Source organism: Paenibacillus sp. HW567 (assembly GCF_000374185.1).
GTDB lineage: Bacteria > Bacillota > Bacilli > Paenibacillales > Paenibacillaceae > Paenibacillus_AQ.
Genome location: NZ_KB910518.1, coordinates 5,881,599 through 5,908,208 on the forward strand (window position 1 = coordinate 5,881,599; position 26,610 = coordinate 5,908,208).

Genomic DNA, 26,610 nt, shown 5'->3' on the forward strand with positions numbered 1-26,610 from the left:
CAGTTTTGTACGAAGAGGATTCAATGAAGTAACGCTCACAAAACTTTAAGGAGGACTGATTATGGCTCAGAGCGAGGAGTTGCGCCAGGCTGGGTACCGATTATTGACACAGCTCGATGACGATATTCAGCAGCCGCAAGCCGGAGGGCTTCAGAATACAGATCTGCTGAGCAGATACAGGGCTACTGTTAGCAGCGAAGCGAACGCCGGTATCCAGCAGAATCTCGAGACGCTAATCGGAGTGATCCGGGCTTACTTGTTGGAGCGGGCTTCGGAGGATGCTCTGGAGTATTATTTATCTCAGCAATTCAACATTGAAGCCACGAATATCCGCGAGCTGCTGAACAACCTTGCTGAATTAAGAACGGCTGACGGAGAACAGGCGAACCCCCTGAACACGGCCGCCGATCCCTCCACCCTGCCCAAAATCAGCGTAATCATCACAACTTATAATAGAAAAGAATTCCTGCACCAGGCCGTTCAAAGCATCCTGCGGCAGGATTATCCCCATAAAGAGATTACAGTTATTGACGACTGCTCCAGTGACGGGACCGCAGACATGATGAGCCGGAGCTTCGGAGATGATCCGCGTGTGATCTACATGCAGAACGAAACCAACCGCGGACCCGGGAATAACCGGCGCAAGGCGCTTTCCGCCCACGGCGACGGCGAATACATTCTGTTCCTGGACGACGATGATTATCTGATCGACCGCAGCTATTTCAGCAGAGCTGTTCATTTTCATCAGCAGCACCCGGAGCTTGCTTTTGTAGCCGCCAATGTATTCCTGGAGTATTCCACCACCGGCCAGTTCAAGCCCTCCAGCCTGGAGTTAAGCCGGATTACCCCGAAGGAGGCTTATTTCAGCAATTTTGAGCAAAAAGGCTATCCCAAGCCCGCCTCCACCTTGACTGCAATTTTCAAACGGGATGCGCTCATGAAGATGGATATCCTGAACATGAGTATGGTCAACGACGCATCCATTTATCTCCGGGCCCTGCTGATCGGCGACGCCGGGTTTATCGACACCCTCGCAGGAGTCTACCGGATTCACGGCAACAATATTACCTTTCACCTCAGCCAGTCTTTCCTGATCGAGAATCTGGAGGAGAAGCGCCTTATCCGCAACATGGCCATCGAACGCTACGGCTACAGCAAGGCAGAAATGAACGAATGGTTCAACCACAATGTGTATGACACCATCTCCTACTACCTGATGAATTCCGCCAAAAGCCACACCGACTTCAAGTCGATGTACAACTGGTCCAGCATTCACAGCCCCAAGGCCTACAGCCAATTGAAACGCCAGTTCCGCACCAGGCTGCTGAAAAAGCAGTTGCTGCGCGTATCGTTTGTTAGGGCGTTGCTGAACCGGTAAGCTGAACTCGTGCAGCAGAGTAGCTCTTTCTTTGCTCAAGATAGAGATCGCAACGCCATCGCAATGACAACAAAAAACAAGCTGCTTCGTCTGTATGGACGGGACAGCTTGTTTTTTTGCAGTTTAGGGATTGCAGCGATCCCCCGGCATGAGTATTCGTTGACGCTCCCTTGTAGGATACGCCAGGAATAACCGAGGGACTGTGCAACCCTTTTTTTCGGGCAGTATGCCGGGGCTATGTTTTATTTGTCAGCCAGCGCCTGCTTAATATAGGAATTGTCAACCACTTGAGAAACGTCCACTTTCTCTTTCAGCTCTCCCAAATTAAACAGAATGTCCGCAACCTCTTGCTGGTTCTTGGTGGCTTCATCCGAGATGGGGTTGTTGGTAGCCACGTTGTTCTTCAGGGAGACCCTTACGGTCTCTTCGTCGAGATTCTTGAGACCCGCCAGCAATGTGATAGCTTCATCCAGATTGCTGTTCTGCCATTCCAGCGCGCGTTCGTAAGCCTTCAGGTATGCAACAACCAGTTCCGGGTATTGTTTGGCAAATTTGGTGCGGACGATATTGTAGGCGGGATTGAAGGCGCCAATGCCTTTACCTTCTGCAATCAGCTTAGCCCCCTGTGTATTAATCTGTGAACTGCGGAAGGGCTCCCAGATCACCCAGGCATCAATCTGTCCACTCTGGAATGCAGGCTGGGCTTCATCTGGCTGAAGATTGATCTGCTGGACATCCGAGGCGCTTAGTCCTGCGCTTTGCAAGGCACGGAGCAGTAGTCCCCAGGAGCTGCTCCCCTTGGTTACACCGATTTTTTTGCCCTTCAGATCTGCAATGGATTGAATAGAGCTGCCTTTCGGAACGATGATGCCATCCCCGCCGCCGTCACTTCCTTCACTGATGGAGGTGAAGCCTACCTTCGCCGCTTGGCCGGTAATTGTGCCGATGTAGCCAATGCGTACAAAGTCCAGACGATCCGAGGCGATGGCCTCCAGGAATTGAGAAGAGCTCTGAAGGGTCTGATACTCAACCTTTGCCCCGAATTTGCCGAATTCCTCCTCAAAATACCCTTTTTCCTTGGCGATCAGCAGCGGACCCATCTGGCTGGCATCAATGTTCACGACAACATCCTTGTATTTCTCCGCATCGCTGCCGTTGTCTTGTGATGCAGACGGTTCCGCCGATGCCTGTGCTGTGGTTGCTGTTGCTTCAGTTGCTGCGTTGTTCTTAGCCTGTCCTGCATTACTGGATGAGTTCCCGCAAGCAGACAGCATAATCAGTATCATTGCAAGCGCCAGACCCGTGAACCCCTTTTTACTCCATGCCTTCATTATTGTTCCTCCTGTTGTCTTAAATATGGTATTGCATATGTCAAAAGCTTGTCCTGCTTGTCAGGTTGATCAGCGGCGGCCGGCAGGCCGCAATAAACCGAGATGCTCTCTTAATGTGCTGCCTGTATATTCGGTGCGGAAGCATCCTCTTGCCTGCAATAGCGGCACAACTTCCCGCACAAATTCCTCCAGCCCCTGAGGCAACAGCGGCTGCATAATATTGAATCCGTCGCATGCTCGACTGGTAAACCAATCTTCCATTACATTTACGACATGCTCCGCCGTACCGGTGACGGTCAGATGCCCGCGGGCAACCGCGTAATGCAGTCCCAGCTCACGGATTGTCATTCCCGACTGCCGGGCACGCTCGATAATCATCACGGCCCTGCTGGTATTCCCCTCCACAGGAATGTCCGGCAGCGGGCCGTCAATGGGATGGCCCGACAGATCATAATTGAGCAGCTTGGACAAATAACGTGCACCAACAGCAGGCTGAATCAGCCCATTGAAGAGCTGTTCTTTCTTCCGGGCCTCCTCCTCCGTGGCTCCAATGAAGGCCATCAGGCCGGGCATTACCTTAAGCTCATCCGCCTGCCGGCCGTATTGGGGAAGCTGCCCTTTAAGCTGCCGGTAGAAAGCAATGGCTTCTTCCTTGTTGTCACAGGCAGTAAACACCACATCGGCGGTGCGGGCGGCCAGCTTCTGACCTGTCGGAGAGGTGCCCGCCTCAATAATGACCGGTCTTCCCTGCGGAGAACGCGGCAAATTCAGCGGCCCCTCGACCCGGAAGTGGGTGCCATTATGATTCAGCCGGTGAATGTGTTCGGGATTGGCGTAACGTCCGCTCTCGCGCTCCACCACAACTGCATCATCCCGCCAGCAATCCCATAGGCCATTGACGACCTCCAGAAATTCAGACGCCCGTTCATAGCGCCTCCCGTGTTCGAGCAACTGGTCGGCATTGAAATTCCTGGCTTCACTTTCCTTGGTGGAGGTGACCACATTCCATCCCGCACGCCCGCTGCTCAGATGATCAAGCGTAGCGAACCGCCGCGCCAGATTATAGGGCTCATTAAAGGTAGTGGATGCCGTTCCGGCTAGTCCAATCCGCTGTGTCACCCCAGCTAGTGCCCCGAGCAGAGTAACCGATTCTGGATAGAGAAAGCTAACATCCGTCTCCAGATCGGAAATGCTGGGAATGGAGCCGCTGTCGGCCAGAAAGACCATATCGAATTTGCCTTGCTCCGCCGCCTGTGCTGACTTGAGATAGAATTCCAGATTAATGGCACCGTTGGTCGTGGATTCCGGGTGGCGCCAAGCTGCATAATGATGCCCATAATCGAATAAAAAAGCTCCAAGTCTCATCTGTTCATGTTCTCTTGTCATTAGCTTCACTTCCATCAGATTGAATTATGTTTCAGACCGTTCTGTTCTTATAGCTCCGGTAAGCTTCAGCAAACCGGGCGATTCCCAGACGGATGTCTTCTTCATTGCAATAACTAAAGGACAGCCTTGCATAATGACCTCCTTCCGGCTCTACAAAAAATTGGCTGCCAGGCAGGAAGCTGACTCCCCGCCCCGCGGCATCCTGCACAAATTCAGATGTCCGGACATCCTCGGGGAAGGCCAGCCAGATGAAGAATCCCCCGGCGGGAACCTGGAACTGAACCTCATTACCGAATTGCTCACGCAGGGCATCAACCATGACATTGCGGCTGGATTTATACCTTTCGATAAGCCGCTGCAGATGCTCAGGGAAGGACAGGTGTTCGAACAACTGGGCGACAATCTCCTGGGAGAAGACACTGGCCTTGCTGCCCTGGAAGAAGGAGTTCATGTTCCGAATCACCTCTGCCGAGCCTATGGCCCAGCCAAGGCGGATGCCTGGGGCAATGATTTTGGAAAAGGAGCTGAGATAGACCACCCGCTCAGGCCCGAAGCTGTAGATCGCCGGAAGATGCTGCCCTTCGTAGACCAATTCGGCATAAGCATCATCCTCCAGAATGAAGAAGTTGTATTCATAAGCAAGCTGCGCCAGCCGCTCACGCCGCTCGGGGGACAGACTTATACCTCCGGGATTATGGAAGTTAGGCATGCAGTAGAGCAGCTTGGGAAGAGGCGTGCCCTGCCGGGAGGCTTCCACCAGCGCGGCTTCCACGCGTTCCACCTGAATGCCCTGCGCGTCAATGGGGAAAGAAGTAATAACCGCCTCCGCTGCTCTGAAGGTGCTGACTGCACCGAAGTAGGTCGGCGCTTCCACCCAGACGTGGTCCCCTGGTTCCAGCAATGCTCTGGCGGCGTAGTCGATTGCCTGCTGGGAACCATAGGTAACGAGAATTTGCTGCGGAGCGGCCTGAATCGAGCGGAGGGCTGCCCGTTCAGCTATCCACTGCTGGACGCGCCCGGGTCCGCCTGCTCCGGCATATTGCAGTGCATCCCGCCCCTCATGCAGAATGGCAGCCGCCGATGCAGCCTGCAATTCCGCATAAGGAAAGGCATCGGACGAGGGGGTTCCATAGGAAAGCGGGATAATGTCCGACCGGCTCGATGCTTGTGCCGCTCCGACGGGAGGCGCGGCTGGCAGACGTTTGGGAAAGGCAAATGGCTTTAAGTGCGAGGTCATTAGAGTTAACCACCTTATTCGGAAGATGTAAGAAGAGATATGGCCAATTCCAACTAAAGGCTTGGATTCGGCGATTCAATCGGTACAGGAGCAGACCTAGCCTTTATAGCTGTCTCTCCAGCCAAGCAATTTGCGCTCCAGCAGCCGCACCATTGAATCAGTCAGCTTGCCGACAGCGGCAAAGATGAAGATGCCTACGAAGACAACCCCTGTCCTCATAAAGGAACGGGCATCCTGAATCAAGTAACCCACACCTTGATCAGCACCCATCAGCTCCGCGACCACAAGGCACAGCCACGCCGTGCTGAGTGACAAGCGGAGGCCCAGCAGAACCTGGGGAAGCGCCGATGGAAGGACGAGCTTCCTGATCAAGCTGTAGCGGCTGAATTCCAGTACCTTAGCGACATCGAACAATTTGGAGTCCACCGTGCGGACACCAAGGAAGGTATTCACATAGAGCGGGAAGAAGGCCCCCATACCAATCAGCAATACTTTGGATAATTCCCCGAAGCCGAACCACAGAATAAAGAGTGGCGTGATGGCTAGCAGAGGAACGGTGCGCAGCATTTGAACTGTAGGATCAAGGTATTCTTCAGCACGCCGGAATAACCCGACGAACAGTCCGAGCATTAGACCTAATAGTCCCCCGATCAGGAAGCCGAGCAATGCCCGAACAATGCTGACCCTCAAATGATGCAGCAGCTCACCCGAACGCAGCAGATCGGCGAAGTCCTTGAAGATCGACCAGGGTGAGGGAAAAAGCTGCTCCGATACCCAGCCAAGCTGCGACAACAATTGCCAGATAGCGAGAATAAAAACAGGAAGAACCAAACCGCGTATAAATAATCTCTGTCTGCTAGTCTTGCGGTCTATATTCATATTTCCCAGCCGGCCTCCTTGCCGCTGTCCAGATGATGCTCCAGGGCCCGCAGCACAAGGGTGCGAAGCTCCTGGAAGGATGATCTTAGACGATTCCTCGGGTAAGGAAGATCGACAAACAAGATGTGCTTGATTCTTCCAGGTTGGGCATCCATCACCACAATACGGTTGGACAGGAATACAGCCTCATCAATATCATGTGTAACGAGCAGCATCGTTGTCCGGTTGGTATGCCAAATATCGAGGAGAGCTTCCTGCATATGGGTTCTTGTAAAAGCATCCAGTGCACCAAAGGGTTCATCCAGCAGCAGTACTTTAGGATTGCGCAGCAGCGTACGGGCAATAGCCACCCGCTGGGCCATGCCACCCGAGATCTGCTTGGGGTATGCCTTTTCGAAGCCCTGAAGCCGCACCAGTTCAATCATGGAATCTACCTTCCGCCTGATCTCCGACTTCTTCAGCGACAGATCTGCGGCAATATTCTCCTCAACGGTCTGCCAAGGGAAGAGACGATGCTCCTGAAAGATGACGCCCTTATTCTGGCTCGGGCCTGTGATTGGCTCGCCGCTAAGCAGCAACGTTCCGGCATCCTTGGATTCTAATCCGGCCACAATTTTAAGCAGGGTGCTTTTACCACAGCCGCTTGGTCCAATAACCGTGATGAATTCGCCAGGCTCTACATGAATATTAATATCTGACAGGACCAGCTTGGGGCGTCCCTCGTGAACATAGGATTTGTTGACTTTCTGGATGTCGAGAGCTCCTGCTGCTGACATCTATACCACCTTCATTTCTCCGATAAGTTTAGTGGGCAATAAAGTTATTATTATTAACACATATAAAGCAGTGTGATGTAAAATACGTAATATCTATGCTTGCATAAGTGACATTTATCACACTGGAGGAGATTGCTGTGCGTCTGGAACAGTTAAAATACATCATTGAGGTCGCTCACTGCGGTTCCATTACGGTAGCTGCGGACAAGCTCCATGTGTCACAACCTAATATTAGCCATGCCATCTCTTCATTGGAGCAGGAGCTTGGAGCGGTGATCTTCAATCGAACACGGGCAGGCAGCGAGCTTACGGAGATCGGCGCAAGTATTATTGAGCATGCTGAAGAGATTATGAATCAGGTTGATGCTCTGAAGAATACTGCCCGTAACCACGGTTCACTGATTGAGGGAATAATGACCATCGGAGCCATCTCCGGAATCTGTACCAGCTTTCTTCCCCGGACACTGTCAGTCTTCAAGTCAAAATATCCTAATGTGGAGCTGGTCATTCAGGAAGGCCATTCCGGTGAAATAGAGGAGGGGGTTATTCAAGGCAAGCTCGATCTTGGGCTGGTGGGTATTCCTGGGGATTATGAATTCAAGCATTTACATGCCCACCAATTCATGGTAGGCAAGATTCTCGCCTGTGTGGGTGCAGGTTCACCCTTGGCCGCGAAGGATAAAGTTTCCTTTCACGACATCGTGAAGCATCCGGTGATTGCATCATCAGATCATATGCGCAAGGAGCTTCGGAAATACGGCACGCCCAAAGAGGTATTTTTGTCCAACTGGTCGGAAGCATCGAAGCATGTTATTGCAGAGGGAATGGCAACTTGCTTTTATCTCGATGTATCTTTGAAGAATGACCCATACGTGAAAACAGGGCAGATCATTCCCATTCCGGTAAAGGAAGACCCTGAAGTGAAGCTGTACTGGCTGCATTCCCGGAAGAAGCTGTCTGTGGCCGGTGAAGCTTTTATTCGTGAATTTCTGATTCAGGTCAATCAGTTCAACCGCTGGAAATCCATATAGGAAGCGACCATCAAGAAGCGGCACGCTCACGTCCCGCTTCTTGACTCTCCGCATTCAAGCCTCCCTCAGCAGCCTATCCGGCAGCCCGAGCGCCGCGTCCAGCTCAGAATTCTTCGGATTCATTGGCACAATTCTCCTCTCAAACCAGGCGTTCTCTGAAATAATCTTTACAAATTATATCATTTCGCCCCAAATTCCTGCTTTTTTCTAAAGTTCACGTTTTGTTCCTCTAATCCAAGGTGAAAATAATTGACCGCTGTGCTACAATATTGGAATTGCAAAGGCAATTGCTTAGGGAGGTTTATTACAAAACCATGCTTATTATTGGTATCGCCGGCGGGACCGGTTCTGGCAAAACAACAGTAGCACGCTCCGTCATCGACCGTCTGGGAACAGATAAAGTGACGTTCATATCTCAGGATAACTACTATAAAGACCATTCGCATCTCAGCCTGGAGGAGCGCGGAGCGATTAATTACGATCACCCGCTTGCTTTTGACACCGAGCTGCTGATCGAGCATTTGAATTGCCTCAAAGCCGGACAAGCCGCGTATGCCCCGGTGTATGATTTTACCGTTCATGCCCGTTTTTCGGACAAAACGGTGGAGCTTCAGCCCAATAACATCGTCATTGTTGAAGGACTGCATGTCCTCTCCGATGAACTGCTTCGCGCGCAGCTCAACATTAAGGTTTTTGTCGATACCGACCCGGATGTGCGCATCCTGCGCCGCGTCTTGCGGGACATTGAGGAACGCGGACGCACCATCCGTTCGATCCACACACAATATTTGACTACGGTCAAACCGATGCACGAAGCCTTCATTGAACCGTCCAAAAAATACGCAGACCTCATCATCCCCGAAGGCGGACAGAATGAAGTTGGCATTCAGCTATTGTCCGTGCTCACCGAGAAGTACTTGTCGGGCGACCAGCAGTGGACCGGAAAGTAAGGGTTAACGTTTATACAGGCTGCCGAGACTACCCGGCGGTCTTTTTTTGTATGAACCACCTTTGATATAATTGGGTCAAAATGCGGTGATCTCATGACGCTGATGGAGGAGCTTATTTTTGTGTATTTGCACCATTCCAACGAACACTCTTACGTGCTTGACCTGGAAACTATGGAGACTATTATGGATGCCAGCGAATTCGAGACAGGATTACCGGAGATTGACTGGGAGGATGAAGAGAGTGAAGAGCGGTATATCCACATCCCAACATCCGACAGCAATACAGGATACGAGGTTATGGAGGATTTTGCTGGTCAGACGGAATCGGACCCGAAGGGGAAGCTGATGGAGGCACTTAATGGACGCAAGCCTTTCCGCAGCTTTAAAGATGCACTCTATGAACTCGATCTCTTGGATGAATGGGACGCCTTTGAGGAGAAATGTGCAGAAAAGGCCATTCATGAATGGCTGCAAGAAGAGAATTTGGATTACAATACTTTGAACGAAAAGTACATCTCCCTGCATCCTTGATAACCCTTACACGAGTAGGAGTGAACGGCTCATATGAACCTTCGTAATCTTGGCAAAAGTATTAGCAGCGTGATTATAAAAAGAGGACAGGACTACCTGCTCTCCGGCCACGTGGAGTCTGTACGCGAGCTGAAGCCCGGACTCTACCGGGCAAAAGTCGCAGGAAATGAGCTCCACGAGGTGCTGGTCCAGCTTGGGGAGCCGGACGAGGTTCTTTCCTCTTCATGCACTTGTCCATTCGATATGAATGCTGTCTGCAAGCATCAGGCAGCAGTGCTGATGTATTTGAGGGATTATATGGGAGAGGATGCCATCTCTGATGCAATCGAATCTGCCTCGGCCGCGAGCCTGCAGCAAATACTGGAAGCGAAGGACAAAAGCGAGCTGGTCTCGCTGCTGTTAGCCCTGGCACTGGACTCGGAACAGACGGAACAGCGAATACGCTTTTACTTCTCTGATTCAGGGAACACCACTGGATTTGAAGAATATAGGGGGTTGATCCGCTCTTATATTAACCAGTATGCCGACAGAGACGGGTTTGTTGGTTGGGGAAAAGTAGACCGGGCCGTGCAGGGGGCCGAACTGGCCGCGGCCAAAGCAGTCCAGGCCTTCGAAGAAAATGAGCCGCTCCAGGCAGTGCGAATCAATCTGTGCATTTTTGAAGAAATGCTGGAGTTGCTGCAAGCCACCGACGACTCGGATGGCATCGTGAGCGGCATGATAGAGGACAGCCTGGACCGTATCTACGAGATTGCTCAGTTAGGAGAGCAGTTGTCGTCCACGGAAGCGGAGACCTTGTTTGAGTTGCTGATGGACATGGTGCAGCACCCGGAAATTGACGGCTGGTCTGACTGGCAGCTTGTCCTGCTCCGCTGTTCTGCCGATCTGGCCGTTTCGGAACGCCAGGGGGCAGAGTGGGAAGCATTAGCTGACCAATTGAGCAAAGGGAAGGATTCCAATAGCTGGAGTGCTCAAAATTTTGCAGCCAAACTGGGTGACATCCGTTTGGACCGGCTGCAGAAGCATGCTGGCGAGCAGGAATTCCAGGCTTATCTGCACAGCCACCTGCACTTCGAAAGCTTCCGGGAACAGGCCATTACCCAGGCAATGGATGACGCCCGATATAATGAGGCGATTCGTCTAGCCCTTGAAGGGGAAGCCCAGGATACAAAGAACCGTCTGCCGGGACTCGTCCACAAGTGGGCGCGGCTGCGCTATGAAGCCTATAGGCTGTCGGGAGATACCCTGTCCCAGCGTGAACTTGGTCTGGAGCTGCTCTGCGGCGGAGAACTGTCTTATTACTCTGCTGTTAAATCGGCCTATCCCGCTTCGGAGTGGCCGACCATCTACAACTTGATATTGGACAGGTTGGAGCAAGGGCACAACTCGTTTGATAATGTGTATACGAAGCTCTTGATCCAGGAGAAGGAATTCGACCGCCTGCTGCATTATGTGCAGAAACACCCTCATGAGGTCGAAGAATATTATCCGCACCTTATTCCTGATTATCTTCAGGAGGTGATCGGTATCTTCCGCACCCATATCGAGCGGTCGGCTGCCCAATCTTCTGAACGCAAGCAATATCAGCAGGTCTGCCGGACCATCAAAAAAATCCGCAAAGCCGCCGGCTCCGCCGCTGCCGAACCCGTCGTGCGTTCACTGCTGGCCGCATACCCCAATCGGCCAGCTTTTAAAGACGAGCTGACTAAGCTGCTCGAGAACTTTTGAGCAGCTTTTAGATGCAGGTACGCATTTTATTGGCGTACCTCGGAAGCTTCGGCGCTGCAACAACTCCTCGGCGGAGGAAACAACGGCATTTCTGCCGTTGTTTCCTCCAATCCCGGCTCCGATGCACCTAACAACGTTATTTTTGCTGTTGTTTCTGCTACTTCCAGCCTCGGCGTGCCTAACAACGGCATTTCTGCTGTTGTTCCTGCCGCTTCCAGCCTCGGCGTGCCCAACAACGGTATTTCTGCTGTTGTTCCTGCCGCTTCCAGCCTCGGCGTGCCCAACAACGGTATTTCTGCTGTTGTTCCTGCCACTTCCAGCCTCGGCGTGCCCAACAACGGTATTTCTGCTGTTGTTTCTGCTACTTCCAGCCTCGGCGTGCCCAACAACGGTATTTCCGTTGTGTTTTCTCAGTAACTATATAGAGGAATTCGTGGTATTCATCCTCCTGATCTTACGGACCGTGAAGGCTTTATTCTCCCGAAAGGGATACATTTAGCTGTGCTAAACATTCCTGTAAACGCTAAGTTTTCGACTTAGACAAAAACAAGGGCGCCTCGTATGATGGGGGTGTAAGGGATCAGAGTCCTAAAAACCCATCAGGAGGCGCTTACTATGAAGTCTAACCGAAATGAGACAATGAATCAACGCATTGAACGAATTACCCTGCAGCATGCAGTGGTTGGGATCGACATCGCTAAGGATACGCATGCCGCGCAGATGACCGATTTTCGCGGTCGTTCGCTCACTCCCCGTCATCTGTCTTTCCCGAACACGCTGGACGGCTTTGAGACACTTTTGCGCTGGGTCAGAGTGGCTCAGTCGAAGCATCGGCTAACGTCCCTTCTCATCGGTCTGGAGCCCACCGGCCATTACTGGTTTAACCTCGCCAACTGGTTGCTTCAGCAAGGCATCGAGGTGGTGTTGGTCAATCCGGTGACGACCCACCGCAACAAGGAAAACCGGGACAACAGTCCCTCCAAAAACGACCCCAAGGATGCGCTTGTCATCGCGGACGTCGTAAGCGGTGGCTACTACACGGACTACGTGACTCAGGCCGCTTCATTCGAGCGGCTAAAGACGCTCATGAGCGACAGGGAGTATTGGGTCAAGCAATCGACAAGTCTGGGCAACCGGATCGTCCGCTGGATTGACCTGTACTTCCCGGAATTTCGCCAAGTCTTCCCGGATTGGACGGTACTCCGGTCGCTCGCGTCGCTCCACGCTTGCCCTTTGCCGTGTGAGCTGAAGAGACTGAGCATCGATGAAGTCATTGACCATTGGCGTAAGCAAGGGATGAAACGCGCCTCCGGTGTCAGCGGCAGGGCGAAAGCAGCCGCATTGCTGGCAGCAGCCACGCGCAGTATTAGTGATACGAGGGCAACGGAGGAGGCGCGGCAAGACATTCGCCGCCTGCTTCAAACCTACGAGCATGTGGTCGCCATGCTCGGCGAAATGGATGAGGCCATCCAATCGATCTTGGCGGAAATCCCCTTGGCCGAACAGTTGCGAAGCATCCGCGGGCTAGGAAACATCACGCTGGCAGCCATTCTGGCCTCAGCAGGCGACCTGCGCCACTATGCCCATGGCAGGCAATTGTTGCGACGAGCCGGCCTAAACCTGGCCGAGTGCACCTCCGGCAAGTTCAAAGGTCAAATCAAGCTCTCCAAACGCGGCGACAGTACCCTCCGCAAATACTTGTACTGGGGGATGCTGAGTCTGGTGCGGCAAAACCCCGATTTCAAGCGCTGGCATGCGCACAACCAGGCGCGGGGCATGAAGAAGCAAGCTTCACTTTTTAAGTTGATTGGCAAGTGGGCTCGTATCCTGATCGGCATGGTGCAGCGCGGGGAAACGTACCGTAGTGCAGCTCCGGTTGCCGCGTAAACCCGAACCCCGAGAATTGACTTATTCGCAGGAGTGTACAGCAGAATGTGCATAAGAGAACCGAATGTTCGGTCCGAAAGGGCATAGACCCGTTAACTAAACGCGATCGGTCTCCACGCCATGGGCAGGTGTAACGAAGGAATGTAAGGGCATAGACCCGTTGAGATCTGGGAGGGTAAACCCCCGTGGGCCATGTGGAGTGTGCAGGATATCGAGGACCCAAAAGCACGTCATGCGTTGCTTCTGTTCCTGCATGCCCGCTAGCATGCTGGCGGCTCCTTCTCCACCCCAAACGAACCTTCTCCACCGCTTCATTGCGATGAAATCCTGCGAATGAGTGAGTATTCGTGAGAATACCCCTTAAATACGAGGGACGGACCGCAATGCGCTTATTACCGCTTCGGCAGGTATATTTGGGTTGAAAGTTCGCCCATAAAGGCGCTGGAGTCCGTTCACTAACGGAAATATGACTTCCAGTAGGGATAAGAGCGGCTCAGTCCGCAACAAAGTGGCATACTCTTCCAATTAGGAGATGATTCTGTTCGCGGGGGCCGATAGACCTGAAGCGTGCACGACCGACCTGAATGAATAATGCACCCCTCTCCAATTTAAGCCCAATAGATGTCATATTATCTAACGCATTTAATTCAATTTCTTGAAAAGCACGCCGCAAAACAAGATAAAAAAAACAAAATACGTCATGTTTCCTTACTGGTAGCGCTTCATTTCGTGAATTTAGGGTTGATTATTTCCTGCCCATCCTCTATGATAATCTCAACAGCCCGTTCAAAAAGTTTAAGCGATTAAACTTTATTCTTCCGCGATCCCTTATTTTAAGTATCACAAAATATCTGTTTGTCCTTAAAATTAAAGCGCTTATACTTTTAACGAGAAGGGTTGTGTGTCTGTGATTAAGAGTGAAGGCCGGAGGCAGACTTTTTACATGTATATGTTCATCTCCCCTTGGCTGATCGGGTTTCTTATCTTCGCCCTGTACCCTATTCTGTCGTCTCTCTACTACAGCTTCACCGATTATGACATTATCCACCCGCCCAGGTTCATCGGACTCGCCAATTACACGGAGATGTTTCAGAATGAGCTGTTCTGGAAATCGGTCACGGTCACGCTAAAATATACCTTCATCAGCGTACCCATCCAGCTCCTGCTGGCCCTCGGCTTCGCACTGCTGCTGCACCAGACCATTCCGCTTAGAGGTTTCTTCCGTACTGCGATGTATTTTCCCAGTATGGTGTCCGGGGTGGCGATGTCGCTCCTCTGGTACTGGATCTTCAACCCGCAGATCGGCCTCTTTAACTATATGCTCTCCTGGTTCGGCATTCACGGCCCGGCCTGGCTGATGAACCCGGATACTGCGCTGTACGCCCTGATCATCATGTCCTTCTGGACCGCCGGTTCAGGCATGATCCTTTTCCTCGCCGGATTGCAGGGTGTGCCCGCAAGTCTAGTCGAAGCCGCCAATCTCGACGGGGCCGGACGGTTCCGCATTTTTCTGAATATCACGCTGCCCATGATCTCGCCTGTGCTGCTGTTCCAGCTCATTATGGGCCTAATCGACTCCTTCCAGGTTTTTACCCAGGCTTTTGTCATGACACAAGGCGGTCCCAATTACTCCACCTGGTTCTACGTCTACAATCTCTACACCAGCGCCTTTAAGGAATACCGCGCCGGATACTCCTCCGCCCTCGCTTGGGTGCTGCTGATCGTCGTGATGTTATGCACGGGCATTATTATGAAGCTGTCGAACCGTTATGTTCATTACGAAGGAGGCGGACCCCGATGAGCACCGTCAAAATGACAAAATTCCCCGCCGCCGCATCTGCGCACCGCCGAAGAGTGGACCCCGTAAAAGCAGCCAGCTTCATCACCCTGCTGATTACCACCTTCCTTATGCTGCTGCCGCTGTTCTTCATGGTCTCCACCTCACTGAAATCGAAGCGCGAAATGCTGAAGTTTCCGCCGACCTTTCTGCCGGAGAGCTGGGCTTGGAGCAATTACAGAGATATTTTTGAGACGCTGCAGTTCGGCACTCTGTACAAGAACAGTCTGATCATCGCCGTGCTCACCGTCATTGGCACCCTAATCTCCTCGGCGCTGGTCGCTTACGGGTTCGCCCGGTTCAAGGGCAGAGGCAACCGCTTCTTGTTCATCCTGCTGCTGAGCACCATGATGCTGCCGTATCCGGCGATCATGATTCCGCAGTTTGTGCTCTTCTCCCACTTGAACTGGATCGACACCTTCCTGCCGCTGATCGTGCCCGCATTCTTCGGCTCGGCGTACAATATCTTTCTGCTGCGGCAGTTCTTCTCCACCCTGCCCGAGGAATTGTTCGATGCCGGGCGGATCGACGGCTGCGGCGAGCTGCGGATATGGCGGACCATCGCTCTGCCGCTGTCCGGCCCGGCACTGGCGACCGTGGCCATCTTTGCTTTTATCTATAGCTGGAACGACCTGCTTACACCGGTGCTCTACTTAAGCTCATCGGACAAATTCACGCTGCCGGTAGGCATGGCCTCACTTACCTCATCGCGCTTCCGTATTCCGCCGTGGCATCTCTTGATGGTCGCCTCCGTACTGGCGATGCTTCCTATCGTGACGCTGTTCGCCATCGCCCAGAAGCAGTTCGTGGAAGGCATCGTACTGACAGGCATCAAGTAATCTCCGCCCTAATCCGGCGGTTCATTTCAGAAATAATATACTTGAATTCATGGAGGGATTGACTGATGAACAACAACCGTAAGAGGAAGATCTCCGCGCTGCTGCTTGCAGCAGGCCTCACAATGGCGGCATTATCCGGCTGCAGCGGAGGCAAATCGGCAGGCGGCATCGCCACGGGGAGCAATGGGGCTTCCGGGAACAGCGGCGTGGGTGAACCGGTGACCATTACGCATTACACCATTGATTCCGAGGACCGGACCTTCATTGAGAAGCTGATTCCCGACTTCGAGAAGGCGCACCCGAACATCAAGGTGAAGGTGGAAAAAGCGCCCTATGAGCAGTTCGACAGCAAGCTCCAGACCCTGATTGCCGGAGGCAAGTCCCCGGACGTGACCAGCCATTACGGGTATGGCGGCTTCGCCGAATATTACAACAAAGGCATGCTGCTAGACTTGACCGACCTGATCAAGGAAGACGGCTTCAAGCCGGAGGACTATCATATCCCGGACAATCTGATGAAAATCTACACCGTCAAGGACCGCACCTACGGCATCCCCGTCAACATGTATGTCACCTTGATGCTCTACAACAAAGACATGTTCGATGCTGCGAAGCTTCCCTACCCGCCAAGCGACTACGAGGACAAGAGCTGGACCTTTGACAAAATGGTCGAAGAGGCCAAGCAAATGACCATCGTCTCTGATGACATTGCCAAAACCCAGTACGGCGTGGACTTCACCTGGGCCGAGCGCGATATGCGGCCGCTGTATTTTGGAGCTGAGCCTTATTCCGCGGATACCTGGACGAACGGCGGCGTGCCTTCCGAGACCTATTTTGACTCCCCCAAGGTGATTGCCGCTTACCAGAAGCTGTTCGATCTGATCTTCAAGGATAAGGTCTCTCCTACCTCCGAGTGGAGCAAAAGCGTAGCGGGACAGAACGGCGATCCCTTCGTCGCAGGCAAAATCGGCATGTCCATCGGCGGCTCCTGGAACCTTGCGGGCGCCAATGACTTCCCCTTCAAAATCGGCGTAGCCGCGGTGCCGTGGGGCGGCAATGACAAGGTGCGCAGCACGCTGTTCGTCGATCCGCTGCTGATTCTGAAGGACTCCAAGCATCCGAAGGAAGCTTTTGAATGGATCAAATATTTGATGACCACTGAGGTTCAGGAGAAATCCATCGAGCTGAGCGGCGGCAACCCGCCGGTGAATACCGAGGCTGCGGAAGTCTACTACAAGCATTTTGACGGCATCGACCCGGCGGATGTGAAGAAGGTCTACGAAGGCGCGGTCAAATATGGCTATGAATCCTACAATCATCTGATCACCAACTACTCGCAGATCAATGACATGTTCATTAACGAAATGCAGCCGGTTGAGACCGGACACAAGACGCTGGAAGAAGTGATGCCGGTGATTCAGCAGAAGGTGAGCGGGATTATTAAAAGATAAGCCCATACGTTTAGCGGATATCCGGCAGGCCCTGTATACTGAAGGTAGAGTACAAGGTTCGGAAAATCCGCCGCAAGGAGCGCCTAAGATGAAAGTGAGTATTTTTGATGTAGCCAAAAAATCCGGATTATCCGTTGTCACGGTATCCCGGGTCATAAACGGAGCCGGCTCGGTGCGCGAGAAGAACCGCCAGAAGGTACTGGAGGCGATAAAAGAGCTGGATTACCGCCCCAACGCGGCGGCCCGCAGCCTGGCCAGCGGCAGGACCGGCATCATCGGCCTGATTGTAACCACCCTGCAGGACTCCTTCTTCGATGCTGTAGTCAAAGAGCTGAATGAGCTGCTGGCGCTGCACGGATATTTCCTGGCGATTTCCGTCTCTACCGGTATCGGCTCGGACGAGAGCCATTATCTGATCCAGGAGGACCGGGTAGACGGCCTGATTCTGCTCTCCCCGATGCAGGAGGATAACTATATCGTGGAACTGAAGCGGCGCGGCATCCCTTATGTGCTGATCGACAATCAGCAGCCGGGGAATGACAGCTATTCCATAACCGTCGATAATTTCAAAGGCGGGTATGCCGCCGCCAGCCATCTGCTGGAGCTGGGCCATACCTCAATTGCCCATCTCTGCGGGCAGGAGATGTTCCGCAGCACAAGAGAGCGCCGGGGAGGGTTCCTGAAGGCGCTGGAGGAAAAAGGCCTTGCGCCGTTTGAAATCGTTCACGGCAATTTCGAAATCGCTGCAGGCTACGACACCGCGCGGCGCTGGCTGGCGGAGGGCAAGCTGCCCAGCGCCGTATTTGCCGGCGATGACAATATCGCCCTCGGCGTAATCAACGCTTTAATGGAAGCAGGAGTGCGCGTGCCGGATGATGTGGCTGTCATCGGCTATGATGACCATATCATCGCCTCCCAGCTCCGCCCGCATCTGACGACCCTGCGCCAGCCCGCAGACAAAATCGGGGTAGCCGCCGCCGACATGCTGCTGAAGCGCATCAATGGAACTATGAAACGCGGCGGAGGGATTCGGATTGACCCGGAGCTGATTGTACGTGAATCCACCTCGCGTATGCCACAAAACTTTAGGAGTGACGACCATTGACTTACTACTTGGGGCTCGATGGCGGAGGAAGCAAGACCTACGCCCTGCTCTGCGATGAGCACGGCAATGTGCTCGGCAAGGGCAGGAGCGGGAACGGGAACCACCAGACGGGAGCCGCGCAGGCCACAGCCAACATCCGTGCCGCCGCCTTCGCGGCGCTGGCGGAAGCCGGACTCCAGCTTGGCGATCTCAGCCATGCTTACCTGGGACTCGCCGGGGCTGACCGCAAGACGGATTATGCTATCCTGCATCCGCTGATCCGCGGCATCGGCTTCACCCGGTATACGATCAGCGGCGACCCGATGATCGGCCTGCGGGCGGGGACGGACCGCCCTTACGGCGTGGCCCTGATCTGCGGCACCGGCACGAACGCCGCCGGACGCAGCCGCGAAGGCCGGCATTTCCAATGCGGCGGCTTCGATTATATGTACGGCGATTTCGGCGGCGGCGGGGCGCTGAACATCGAGGTGTTCCGCACCGTGCTCCGGGCCTGGGACGGGCGCGAGGCACCCACGCTGCTTACGGAGCCGCTGCTGAAGCTGCTCGGCTATGGACGGGTGGAGGACATGTACAATGACTTTCTTGACCACGGAAAGTCCGTGCCGCTGGATGCCGCCCGCCTGCTGTTCCCGGCGGCGGCGGGGGGCGATGCCGCCGCGCTTGCTATTCTGGAGCGCCAGGGCGTGGAGCTGGGCAAGGCCGCAACGGCAGTCATTCACAGGCTGGGCATGGAGAATGAAACCTTTGATGTGGTTCTTGCCGGAAGTCTGCTTACCCGGGGCGACCAGGGCTGGATTCGCAGGCCTATTGAGCAGGCAGTGCATAATGCGGCCCCGGGCGCTTCCGTTGTCACTTTAGCCACAGAGCCCGTTGTCGGCGCCGTCTGGTCGGCGCTGGAGCAGGACGGCATCACCGTGACGGCAGATATTCATCAGAAGATGCGTATGTTTCAGGAATTCGAAGCGATCCCTATCTCAACCAGACAGGAGTGATGTAACTTGGCAGCTACCCAAGGTCTTAAAATCGCCGTGATCGGCGGCGGCTCTTCCTATACCCCGGAGCTTATCGAAGGCTTCATTCTTCATCATAAGGAGCTTCCTGTCCGCGAGCTGTGGCTTGTGGACATCGAGCCCGGCCTGCGCAAGCTGAACATCGTCGGCAGCCTCGCTAAGCGGATGGTCGAGAAATCCGGGCTTCCGATAGAGGTCCACCTCACCACTGACCGCCGCGAGGCTATTGAAGGCGCGGATTTCGTCAGCACGCAGATCCGTGTCGGCATGCTGGATGCCCGCGCGCGCGACGAGTCAATCCCCCTGAAATATGGCGTGATCGGGCAAGAAACAACCGGTCCCGGCGGCATGCTGAAGGCGCTGCGCACGATTCCCGTAATTCTGGACATTTGCCGGGATATTGAGGAGCTCGCCCCGGACGCCTGGCTGCTTAACTTCACCAATCCGGCGGGTATGGTTACTGAAGCTGTTCTCAGATATTCGAATGTAAAAAGCATCGGACTGTGCAACGCCCCCATCGGCCTGATCAAGCAGGTGTCAGCCAAGTACAATGCCGCTCCTGGCCGGATCTATGCTGAATTCGTCGGCCTGAACCATCTGCACTGGATCACCCGCATTGATGTGGAAGGCGAAGACAAGCTGGATGAAATGCTGGCCGATACCGCCGGCTACAGTGCGAAGAATGTGCCTGCCCGGGAGTGGAATCCCGAATTCCTGCAATCCTTGCACGCCCTGCCCTCCTACTATTTGAAATATTTCTACATGACCGATGCCATGCTCGCAGAGCAGTTGGAGTCGTTCAAGCAAGGCGGCAACCGTGCCGAGGTAGTGAAGCGCGTAGAGGAAGAGCTGTTCGAAATCTACAGCAATGTTGAGCTAAGCGAGAAGCCGAAGCAGCTTGAGCAGCGCGGCGGGGCCTTTTATTCCGAGGCTGCGGTTAACCTGATGCGCTCCCTCCACAATGGGACGAACGACATCCAGACGCTGAACGTTGCGAACCGCGGCATTCTCGGCTTCCTGCCGGACGATGCCAGCATTGAGGTCAACTGCGTTGTCACCAAGACCGGGCCGCTTCCGCTTCCGCTGACCAAGATTCCGCCAATGGCCACGGGGCTAATCCATGCCGTCAAAACCTACGAGCAGCTCGCCATCGACGCCGCCGTAACCGGAGACCGCAGCCTGGCGATCCAGGCGCTGGCGCACCATCCGCTTGTGCCTTCCGTAGAGGTAGCCATAGCGATGCTGGACGAAATGCTGGAGGCGAACAAGGAGTATCTGCCGAACTTTTTTGCCAAAGAGGCCGCCTCCGCGCCAGTGAAATAGGTCTGAATAACAGAAGAGCCTGCCCATCCGCAGATGATGACTACGGATAGGGCAGGCTCTCTCTTTTACTGGATTAACGTATGGTGTACCGGTAGGTTTGACCCTCAATCTTTACCTCCGCATACAGCGGTTTGTCACCAGTCTGCACTTCATCGGGAACCTCCGCCAGGTAGACCAGCGTACCGTTCTTGAGCGGCTCCACATCCGAAATATTGGTATAGGTGAAGTCTTCGCCGCCGTTCTTTTCCAAGGTAGAGAAGGTTTTATACTCATACTGATTATCATATTTGACCTGCATTTCGGCAAAAGAATCCGCAGCTTTCCCTTCTCCGCCCAAATTTTTCACCTTCAGCGTGATGGCCAAATAAGTGGTTCCCGGCTCTTTGGCTTCGTAATACGTATAGAATGAACCCGGTTTGGAGGGAATGACCTTTTTGGCAAAAGACGTCTTGGTGATCGTATACTCCGCAATTCCGCCGATGGTAAGCGGCTGGCCTTTGACAATGGCCTTGTCCTGTTCCTCGGAGCCGGACGTATTCGTACTGCCGCCTTCATTCGTTGAATCCGCTGCCTCCGTATTTCCTGTTGCGGCCACCGCTGCCGCCGAAGCCTCCTGCTTCAGCTTGTCGTTCTCTTCCTTGAGCTGTTTGTTCTCTTCCTGAAGCTTGCTGATCTCAGTCTTCAGCTTCTCCGTGTTCTCTCCAGCGGAGCTTGAATTCCCCGAAGAGCATCCGGCCACGGATACCGCCAGCAGAGCAGCAGCCATCCAGAGACCTGCTGTTTTCACTTTCATAAGCCACCCCAATTTTTGTATATTTGAACTTTTACATTATAAATTAGAACAACCGCTTAGGGATAGACAATATGTGGAATTCTGGAACCGCCGGAAGAACAAGCAGCCCCCACGAAAATCCGGTTTCGGCCAGAACCATACCAATTCCAGCTAGCGGTATCCGTTCTAAATGTATGGCTGATTATGGAGCCTTTGTGGTTCGGGGCGAGGGAATTTGTCGTATTCAGCCCGCTGTTCATTACGGACCCGTAAAGCCTTATTCCCTTGAAAGGGGTACATTTACCCAGCTAGCGGACCGAAAAGCCCTTATTGCCTCTTCGGCAGGTATATTTGGTGTACATGTCCGCCCATAACGGCGCTGGAGTCCGTTCACTTGCAGAAAAAGGACTTCCAGTAGTAATAAGAGCTGCTCGGTCCGCTACACCCCCCATCATACGAGGCGCCCTTGTTTTTGTCTAAGTCGAAAATTTAGCGTATACAGGAATGTTTACACATGGGCAGACTCTTCCGATCAGGAGATGATGCTGTTCGCGGGGCCGGATACGCCTGCAGCGTGAGTTCCACGCCCTAATCCGTTCGGCGGAGTATCGTTTGAACACCAACATGTAGCGTCTGACGATCTAACTGGCCGTATCAGGAAGGATCTCCTTCAGGTCCTCCGGTTCGAGAATACGGCTGAGGTTGGCCGGGCTATCCGGGGAACCGTATTCTATGTCCTTAACAACCCAGGTATTATCCTTGTTCTCATAGTTCACGGTGACTGTCCCTTGGACCAGCCGGTGTTCACTCAGCGCCTTCCCTTTGGGGTATTCCACCAGATATATGAAGCGGTCGAGCTGTTCTACATCCGCACTTGTGGATAGCCCGGGGGTAAGTCCATCAAAAACCTCTTTGTTCAGCAGCTTATCCAGCCGCCATTGATCGAGAAGCCTTAGGGATTGGTCATAGACAGTAATCAGCCGGCTCTGATCCGGCAGGTTCCGGATTTCATATGTGTAGGGCTTCCCTGACCGGACAATCGCCGGTTTGCCGAGCTGCTTCTCGTTATCCGTACTGCTTATCGCGATAGACATCGCAATTCGCACGGAGTACGGCAGATTGTCCGGCACTGTAACGGAGACAGGGGCCGGAGAATTCGACGGAGACGAATTTCCAGCAAATGAACAGCCGCTCAGAAACATAACAGCAACAACCAGCGTGAACATGACTCTTTTCATAACCCACCGCCTTATAAAGGAATGCAGCTTCGTTCTTACCTACCTGCAGTGTAATCCGTGACCCCGGCGCATCACCATAACACAGCTCACTACTCCCGGTTCTGCTTGCGGTATTGCAGCGGCGTGCGTCCGGTGACTCCCTTGAAGACCCGTCCAAAATGAGCAATGCTCTCGAACCCCGTCTCCCGGGCAATCCGGGTTACTCTCCACCCCGTGTCCTTCAGCAATGCCTTCGTCTCCCGGATGCGGACATAATTCAGATACTCGACAACGGTAAACCCTGTCGTCTGCTTAAACGTCCGGCACAAATACGGGGTGCTGATGAAGAAATGCTCGGCAATTCCGCCAAGTGTCAGTTTCTCGCGATAGTGCGCATCCAGATACTCGATAATATCGTACACCCTGCGCTGCCCCTCGCTTTGTTCAGGGTTCACCGCCGAAGGCTTCGCGTCCCGGATACGGTCCAGCCGGATCAAGAGCTGAAGCAGCAGCGTCTGCAAATAGAGCCTGCTCCGATGCTGGTTGTCCCGCTGCTCCCGCAGCATGGCCTGAAGCAGGTCAACGATCTCCCCCTGCTCATGGGCGGTGGGCCGAAGCAGAAAGCTCTCTCCCGCCAGTATCCCAAGACGGTCCATATCCATTCCGGCCACCGGGCTCAGGAACTGTTCATCGAAGCTGATCAGAATCCGCTCATGCGGCGAACGGTTGCGGCTGGTCGTGCGGTGCAGCTCATTTTTATTGATAAACACGATATCTCCTGCCTGCAGCGCATAAATCCTGTTATGAATGTAATAATGCCGCTCCCCGGACAGCAAATAATAGATTTCATAGAAATCATGAAAATGGTCGGAATCCATATTGAAATTCCCGGTCCGTCTGATTTGCTCCACCTCAAATATAGCGTCCATCCTCCGCCTCCACATCAGAATAATATATGTATACTTTTTGTTATATCAGACTAATTACCGTTCACTTTTAACATTTTCTATACTATAAAATAGAAACAAATCCAAGTAAATGGAGTGATCCCCTTGTCCAAAAAGAAATATGCCATCGTCGGCACCGGCGGCCGGGCAGAATTTTACTATGGCGAACTTGTTACCGCTTACAAAGAAACCTCCGAGCTGGTGGCCTTGTGCGATGTTAATCAGACCCGGATGAATTATGCCAATCAACGGCTGACGGATAAATACAGCTATCATGAAGTGCCAACCTATACAGCCGGGGATTTCGACCGGATGATTGCGGAGACTAAGCCTGATTTCGTGCTGGTAACCACCATTGACCGCACACACCACAAGTATATTATCCGTGCGATGGAGCTGGGGTGCGATGTTATTTCCGAGAAGCCGATGACCATTGATGAGGAGAAATGCCGTGACATCTTCGAGGCTATTGAGCGTACCGGCAAGAATCTGCGCGTCACCTTCAACTACCGGTATGCCCCGCATAATACGAAGATCCGCGAGCTTATTATGGACGGCGTGCTGGGCGAAATCCTGTCCGTCAATTTCGAGTGGCTGCTGAATACCCGGCATGGGGCGGATTATTTCCGCAGATGGCACCGGGACAAACGGAACAGCGGCGGCCTGCTGGTGCACAAATCGACGCATCACTTCGACCTCATGAACTTCTGGCTGGCTTCGCAGCCGGATACCGTGTTCGCTATGGGCGATCTGCGGTTCTATGGCAGGGAGAATGCCGAGAAGCGGGGAATCACGGAATTTTACCAGCGCGCTTATGGCAGCAAGGCCGCCGAGAATGATCCCTTTGCCCTTCACCTGGACCGCAATGAGACCCTGAAGCGTATGTATCTGGATGCCGAGCATGAGGATGGCTACCAGCGCGACCAGAGTGTCTTCGGCGATAACATCAGCATCGAGGATACGATGAATGTGATGGTCAAATACAAGAACAAGACCGTCATGAACTATTCGCTGAACGCTTATATGCCGTGGGAAGGCTTCATTATCGTCTTCAATGGCACGCTCGGCCGGATGGAGGTCCGCATCACCGAACAATCCTACGTCAATTCCGGCGGCACAAAAGAAAATGAGGGCGCGCTTGAGGCGGTCAATATTACTATCTATCCGCATTTCCGGGAGCCTTACCGCGTTCAGCTTGAGAGCGCCGCTGGCGGACACGGCGGGGGTGATCCGGTGCTGCTGCGCGACATTTTTGATAAAAAACAGGAGGACCGCTTCAACCGCGCTGCCTCCCACAAGGACGGCGCGATGTCGATCATGACCGGCATTGCCGCCAACCGCTCCATGCGCACAGGACAGCCGGTGAAGGTTGACGATTTGTGGCGGATGTAGCTTTTTAATATAGAGTAACTTATACAAGAACAGGCTTGTTTTCCAGTCCGGTTAAATACAAATGACCCGCAAGAGGGCCGCTTTTTTTCAAAGCTTCCATCTTACGGGTCACACAGTATACACCGGGTTCTTTTTCTACCATGAATTGTTTACCCCACGCCCTAAATAACGCGGTGCCGGACCCATTTCTCCCCAAGAAAACGCCGGAGGAAGATAGCGCCGCGCACACCCCATTCACAGTTCATCGCCAGCCATACCCCGATAATGCCCATGTGGAGCACAATGCCGAGAATGTAGCCCAGCACCACGCGGAACAGCCACATGGAGAGCATGGAGACCATAGAGGTGAACTTGGAATCGCCCGCCGCTCTAAGCGCGGAAGGCGTAATGAAGCTGACCGACCACAGCGGAATCTGAGCGATAGAATTGATCAGAAAGACGATGAAGATGTCCCTGAGAATCTCAGCCGGAGGATGGAACAGCGATACCAGCGGATTGTACAGCGGGAAGATCAGCAGCGCCATCAGCACAAAGGAGCCCGAGGACAGCCACAGAAAGGATTTAACGAATTTGCGCGCATCCTTCGTATTCCGGCTCCCCATACATTGGCCGACGACCGTAATGAGGGTCAGAGACAGAGCATTCGCAGGAATCTGCATCACCCCGGCGAGCGCGGAGCAGATTGCATTCGTGGCAATCGCGTAGGTGCCCAGACTGACAATGAAGATTTGCGTCAGAATCTTACCGCCGTTGAAGAACATCTGCTCCGCTGCGAACGGCAGGCCGATGAACATGATTCTTTTGAGCATCGACCAGTTCAGAACCAGCAGATCACGAAGCTTCACATGCAGGCTGCTGTCGAGCTTGAACAAATAGATCAGCGAGCAAATCGCCGCCAAATACCGGGAGACATTAACCGCGATGGTCATCCCGAGCACACCCATGTGCAGTCCGTTGATAAATACAAAGTTTAGGAGCACATAAGAAAAGTTCATAATCAGCGAGAGCACCAGTGATACACGGGTCCTCCCGATGCCGCGCAGCGCACCGCACACTGCTTCCATGACGGCAATTCCCAAGTAGGACAGGCTGCTGCCGATCAGATACGTGCGGGCATTTGCCATGACCTCCGGCGAAGCCGCGCCGAACAGAATATTTAACAGCGGACCATGCAGGATGATTCCGAACATCCCAATGGCAAAAGCCATCAAAGACACAGACGATACCGCACCCGCGGTCGCTTTGGACACCATGAGGTCGTTGCCGCTCCCCTTGTACTGGGCTACAACAACGGTTCCGCCAGTGGACACGGCAATGAACACACTGATCAGAAAAATATTCAGCGAATCAATCATGTTCACCGCACTGACTGCCGCCACCCCGGACGAGCTGATCATCGCCGTATTCACAACGTTCAGCCCCACTACAAAGGCCTGGTCTACCAGAAGGGGAATAAATAAAGCTATAATCTGACGGTAGTCAATAGATTCTCCAGAAAAATACTTGTTGAGAAACAGGCGGCCCTGCTTCACATTTACCTTGGGCTCTAGCATAAGTTCACTTCTTTATATTAGAATTTAGGGCCCCGTTATTCTAACATATG

Annotated in this window: 23 protein-coding genes; 14 read left to right on the forward strand and 9 right to left on the reverse strand. The window is 53.3% G+C overall.

The genetic code is table 11. The features are described 5' to 3' along the window. Nucleotides 1–61: 61 nt before the first annotated feature. Entirely contained in the window at nt 62–1,378 is a 1,317-nt protein-coding gene (locus B212_RS33470; RefSeq protein ID WP_019914219.1) for a glycosyltransferase family 2 protein, read from the forward strand. Between the two features lie 242 nt (nt 1,379–1,620). On the opposite strand, the gene B212_RS32490 is transcribed toward B212_RS33470, so the two are convergent. From B212_RS32490 to B212_RS0126190, 5 genes are all read right to left on the reverse strand, one after another. After that, nucleotides 1,621–2,709 (reverse strand): aliphatic sulfonate ABC transporter substrate-binding protein, encoded by a 1,089-nt coding sequence (locus tag B212_RS32490; protein WP_019914222.1) that lies wholly within the window; start codon nt 2,707–2,709, stop codon nt 1,621–1,623. 69 nt (nt 2,710–2,778) lie between these two features. Continuing rightward, complete coding sequence (locus B212_RS0126175; protein WP_019914223.1) at nt 2,779–4,095, reverse strand: LLM class flavin-dependent oxidoreductase; 1,317 nt, start codon at nt 4,093–4,095, stop codon at nt 2,779–2,781. A 31-nt stretch (nt 4,096–4,126) separates the two neighbouring features. Further along, the gene (locus B212_RS0126180) at nt 4,127–5,332 is read right to left on the reverse strand and encodes an aminotransferase-like domain-containing protein (protein WP_019914224.1); all 1,206 of its coding nucleotides are present in this window, start codon (nt 5,330–5,332) and stop codon (nt 4,127–4,129) included. Between the two features lie 96 nt (nt 5,333–5,428). Next, the gene (locus tag B212_RS0126185) at nt 5,429–6,211 is read right to left on the reverse strand and encodes an ABC transporter permease (protein ID WP_019914225.1); all 783 of its coding nucleotides are present in this window, start codon (nt 6,209–6,211) and stop codon (nt 5,429–5,431) included. Continuing rightward, entirely contained in the window at nt 6,208–6,987 is a 780-nt protein-coding gene (locus tag B212_RS0126190) for an ABC transporter ATP-binding protein (RefSeq protein WP_019914226.1), read from the reverse strand. Before B212_RS0126190 ends, B212_RS0126185 begins: the two co-directional genes overlap by 4 nt. A 137-nt stretch (nt 6,988–7,124) precedes the next feature. Between B212_RS0126190 and B212_RS0126195 the strand changes: the two genes are divergently transcribed. From B212_RS0126195 to B212_RS0126255, 12 genes are all read left to right on the forward strand, one after another. Further along, nucleotides 7,125–8,018 (forward strand): LysR family transcriptional regulator, encoded by an 894-nt coding sequence (locus B212_RS0126195; protein WP_019914227.1) that lies wholly within the window; start codon nt 7,125–7,127, stop codon nt 8,016–8,018. Nucleotides 8,019–8,332: 314 nt separating this feature from the next. Continuing rightward, nucleotides 8,333–8,968, forward strand: a complete 636-nt coding sequence (udk, locus tag B212_RS0126200; RefSeq protein WP_019914228.1) for a uridine kinase — start codon at nt 8,333–8,335, stop codon at nt 8,966–8,968. Nucleotides 8,969–9,061: 93 nt separating this feature from the next. After that, nucleotides 9,062–9,499: a UPF0158 family protein gene (locus B212_RS32495; RefSeq protein WP_019914229.1), complete on the forward strand. Its 438-nt coding sequence runs from the start codon at nt 9,062–9,064 to the stop codon at nt 9,497–9,499. Between the two features lie 33 nt (nt 9,500–9,532). Next, nucleotides 9,533–11,227: an SWIM zinc finger family protein gene (locus tag B212_RS0126210; RefSeq protein ID WP_019914231.1), complete on the forward strand. Its 1,695-nt coding sequence runs from the start codon at nt 9,533–9,535 to the stop codon at nt 11,225–11,227. Between the two features lie 174 nt (nt 11,228–11,401). After that, nucleotides 11,402–11,644 (forward strand): hypothetical protein, encoded by a 243-nt coding sequence (locus B212_RS34790; RefSeq protein ID WP_156830223.1) that lies wholly within the window; start codon nt 11,402–11,404, stop codon nt 11,642–11,644. 198 nt (nt 11,645–11,842) lie between these two features. Then, on the forward strand, nt 11,843–13,114 hold the full coding sequence (locus tag B212_RS0126220; protein ID WP_019914233.1) for an IS110 family transposase: 1,272 nt from the start codon (nt 11,843–11,845) through the stop codon (nt 13,112–13,114). 943 nt (nt 13,115–14,057) lie between these two features. After that, a complete protein-coding gene (locus B212_RS0126230) occupies nt 14,058–14,915 on the forward strand; it encodes a carbohydrate ABC transporter permease (protein WP_019914235.1) in 858 nt (285 codons plus the stop codon). Continuing rightward, nucleotides 14,912–15,790 carry a carbohydrate ABC transporter permease gene (locus B212_RS0126235; protein ID WP_019914236.1) on the forward strand — a complete coding sequence of 293 codons (879 nt, stop codon included), beginning with the start codon at nt 14,912–14,914 and terminating at the stop codon, nt 15,788–15,790. The genes B212_RS0126230 and B212_RS0126235 overlap by 4 nt, the downstream gene beginning before the upstream one ends. 65 nt (nt 15,791–15,855) lie before the next feature. Then, complete coding sequence (locus B212_RS0126240) at nt 15,856–17,241, forward strand: ABC transporter substrate-binding protein (RefSeq protein WP_019914237.1); 1,386 nt, start codon at nt 15,856–15,858, stop codon at nt 17,239–17,241. 88 nt (nt 17,242–17,329) lie between these two features. After that, nucleotides 17,330–18,346, forward strand: coding sequence for a LacI family DNA-binding transcriptional regulator (locus tag B212_RS0126245; RefSeq protein ID WP_019914238.1), 1,017 nt, complete (start codon nt 17,330–17,332; stop codon nt 18,344–18,346). Continuing rightward, nucleotides 18,343–19,338: an N-acetylglucosamine kinase gene (locus B212_RS0126250; protein WP_019914239.1), complete on the forward strand. Its 996-nt coding sequence runs from the start codon at nt 18,343–18,345 to the stop codon at nt 19,336–19,338. The genes B212_RS0126245 and B212_RS0126250 overlap by 4 nt, the downstream gene beginning before the upstream one ends. 6 nt (nt 19,339–19,344) lie before the next feature. Further along, entirely contained in the window at nt 19,345–20,679 is a 1,335-nt protein-coding gene (locus tag B212_RS0126255) for a 6-phospho-beta-glucosidase (RefSeq protein WP_019914241.1), read from the forward strand. A gap of 73 nt (nt 20,680–20,752) precedes the next feature. Here B212_RS0126255 and B212_RS32500 read toward each other — a convergent pair whose 3' ends face one another. The 3 genes from B212_RS32500 to B212_RS0126270 all read right to left on the reverse strand — a co-directional run bounded on the left by B212_RS32500 (nt 20,753) and on the right by B212_RS0126270 (nt 23,597). Further along, nucleotides 20,753–21,472 carry a bZIP transcription factor gene (locus B212_RS32500; protein ID WP_198015893.1) on the reverse strand — a complete coding sequence of 240 codons (720 nt, stop codon included), beginning with the start codon at nt 21,470–21,472 and terminating at the stop codon, nt 20,753–20,755. Nucleotides 21,473–22,092: 620 nt separating this feature from the next. Further along, nucleotides 22,093–22,689 (reverse strand): hypothetical protein, encoded by a 597-nt coding sequence (locus B212_RS32505; RefSeq protein ID WP_019914243.1) that lies wholly within the window; start codon nt 22,687–22,689, stop codon nt 22,093–22,095. A gap of 89 nt (nt 22,690–22,778) precedes the next feature. Then, entirely contained in the window at nt 22,779–23,597 is an 819-nt protein-coding gene (locus B212_RS0126270; RefSeq protein ID WP_019914244.1) for an AraC family transcriptional regulator, read from the reverse strand. A gap of 123 nt (nt 23,598–23,720) precedes the next feature. Between B212_RS0126270 and B212_RS0126275 the strand changes: the two genes are divergently transcribed. After that, nucleotides 23,721–25,007, forward strand: a complete 1,287-nt coding sequence (locus B212_RS0126275; RefSeq protein ID WP_019914245.1) for a Gfo/Idh/MocA family oxidoreductase — start codon at nt 23,721–23,723, stop codon at nt 25,005–25,007. 161 nt (nt 25,008–25,168) lie between these two features. Here the strand turns inward: B212_RS0126275 and B212_RS0126285 are convergent, their stop codons facing one another. Then, nucleotides 25,169–26,560, reverse strand: coding sequence for an MATE family efflux transporter (locus B212_RS0126285; RefSeq protein WP_019914247.1), 1,392 nt, complete (start codon nt 26,558–26,560; stop codon nt 25,169–25,171). Nucleotides 26,561–26,610 lie beyond the last annotated feature (50 nt).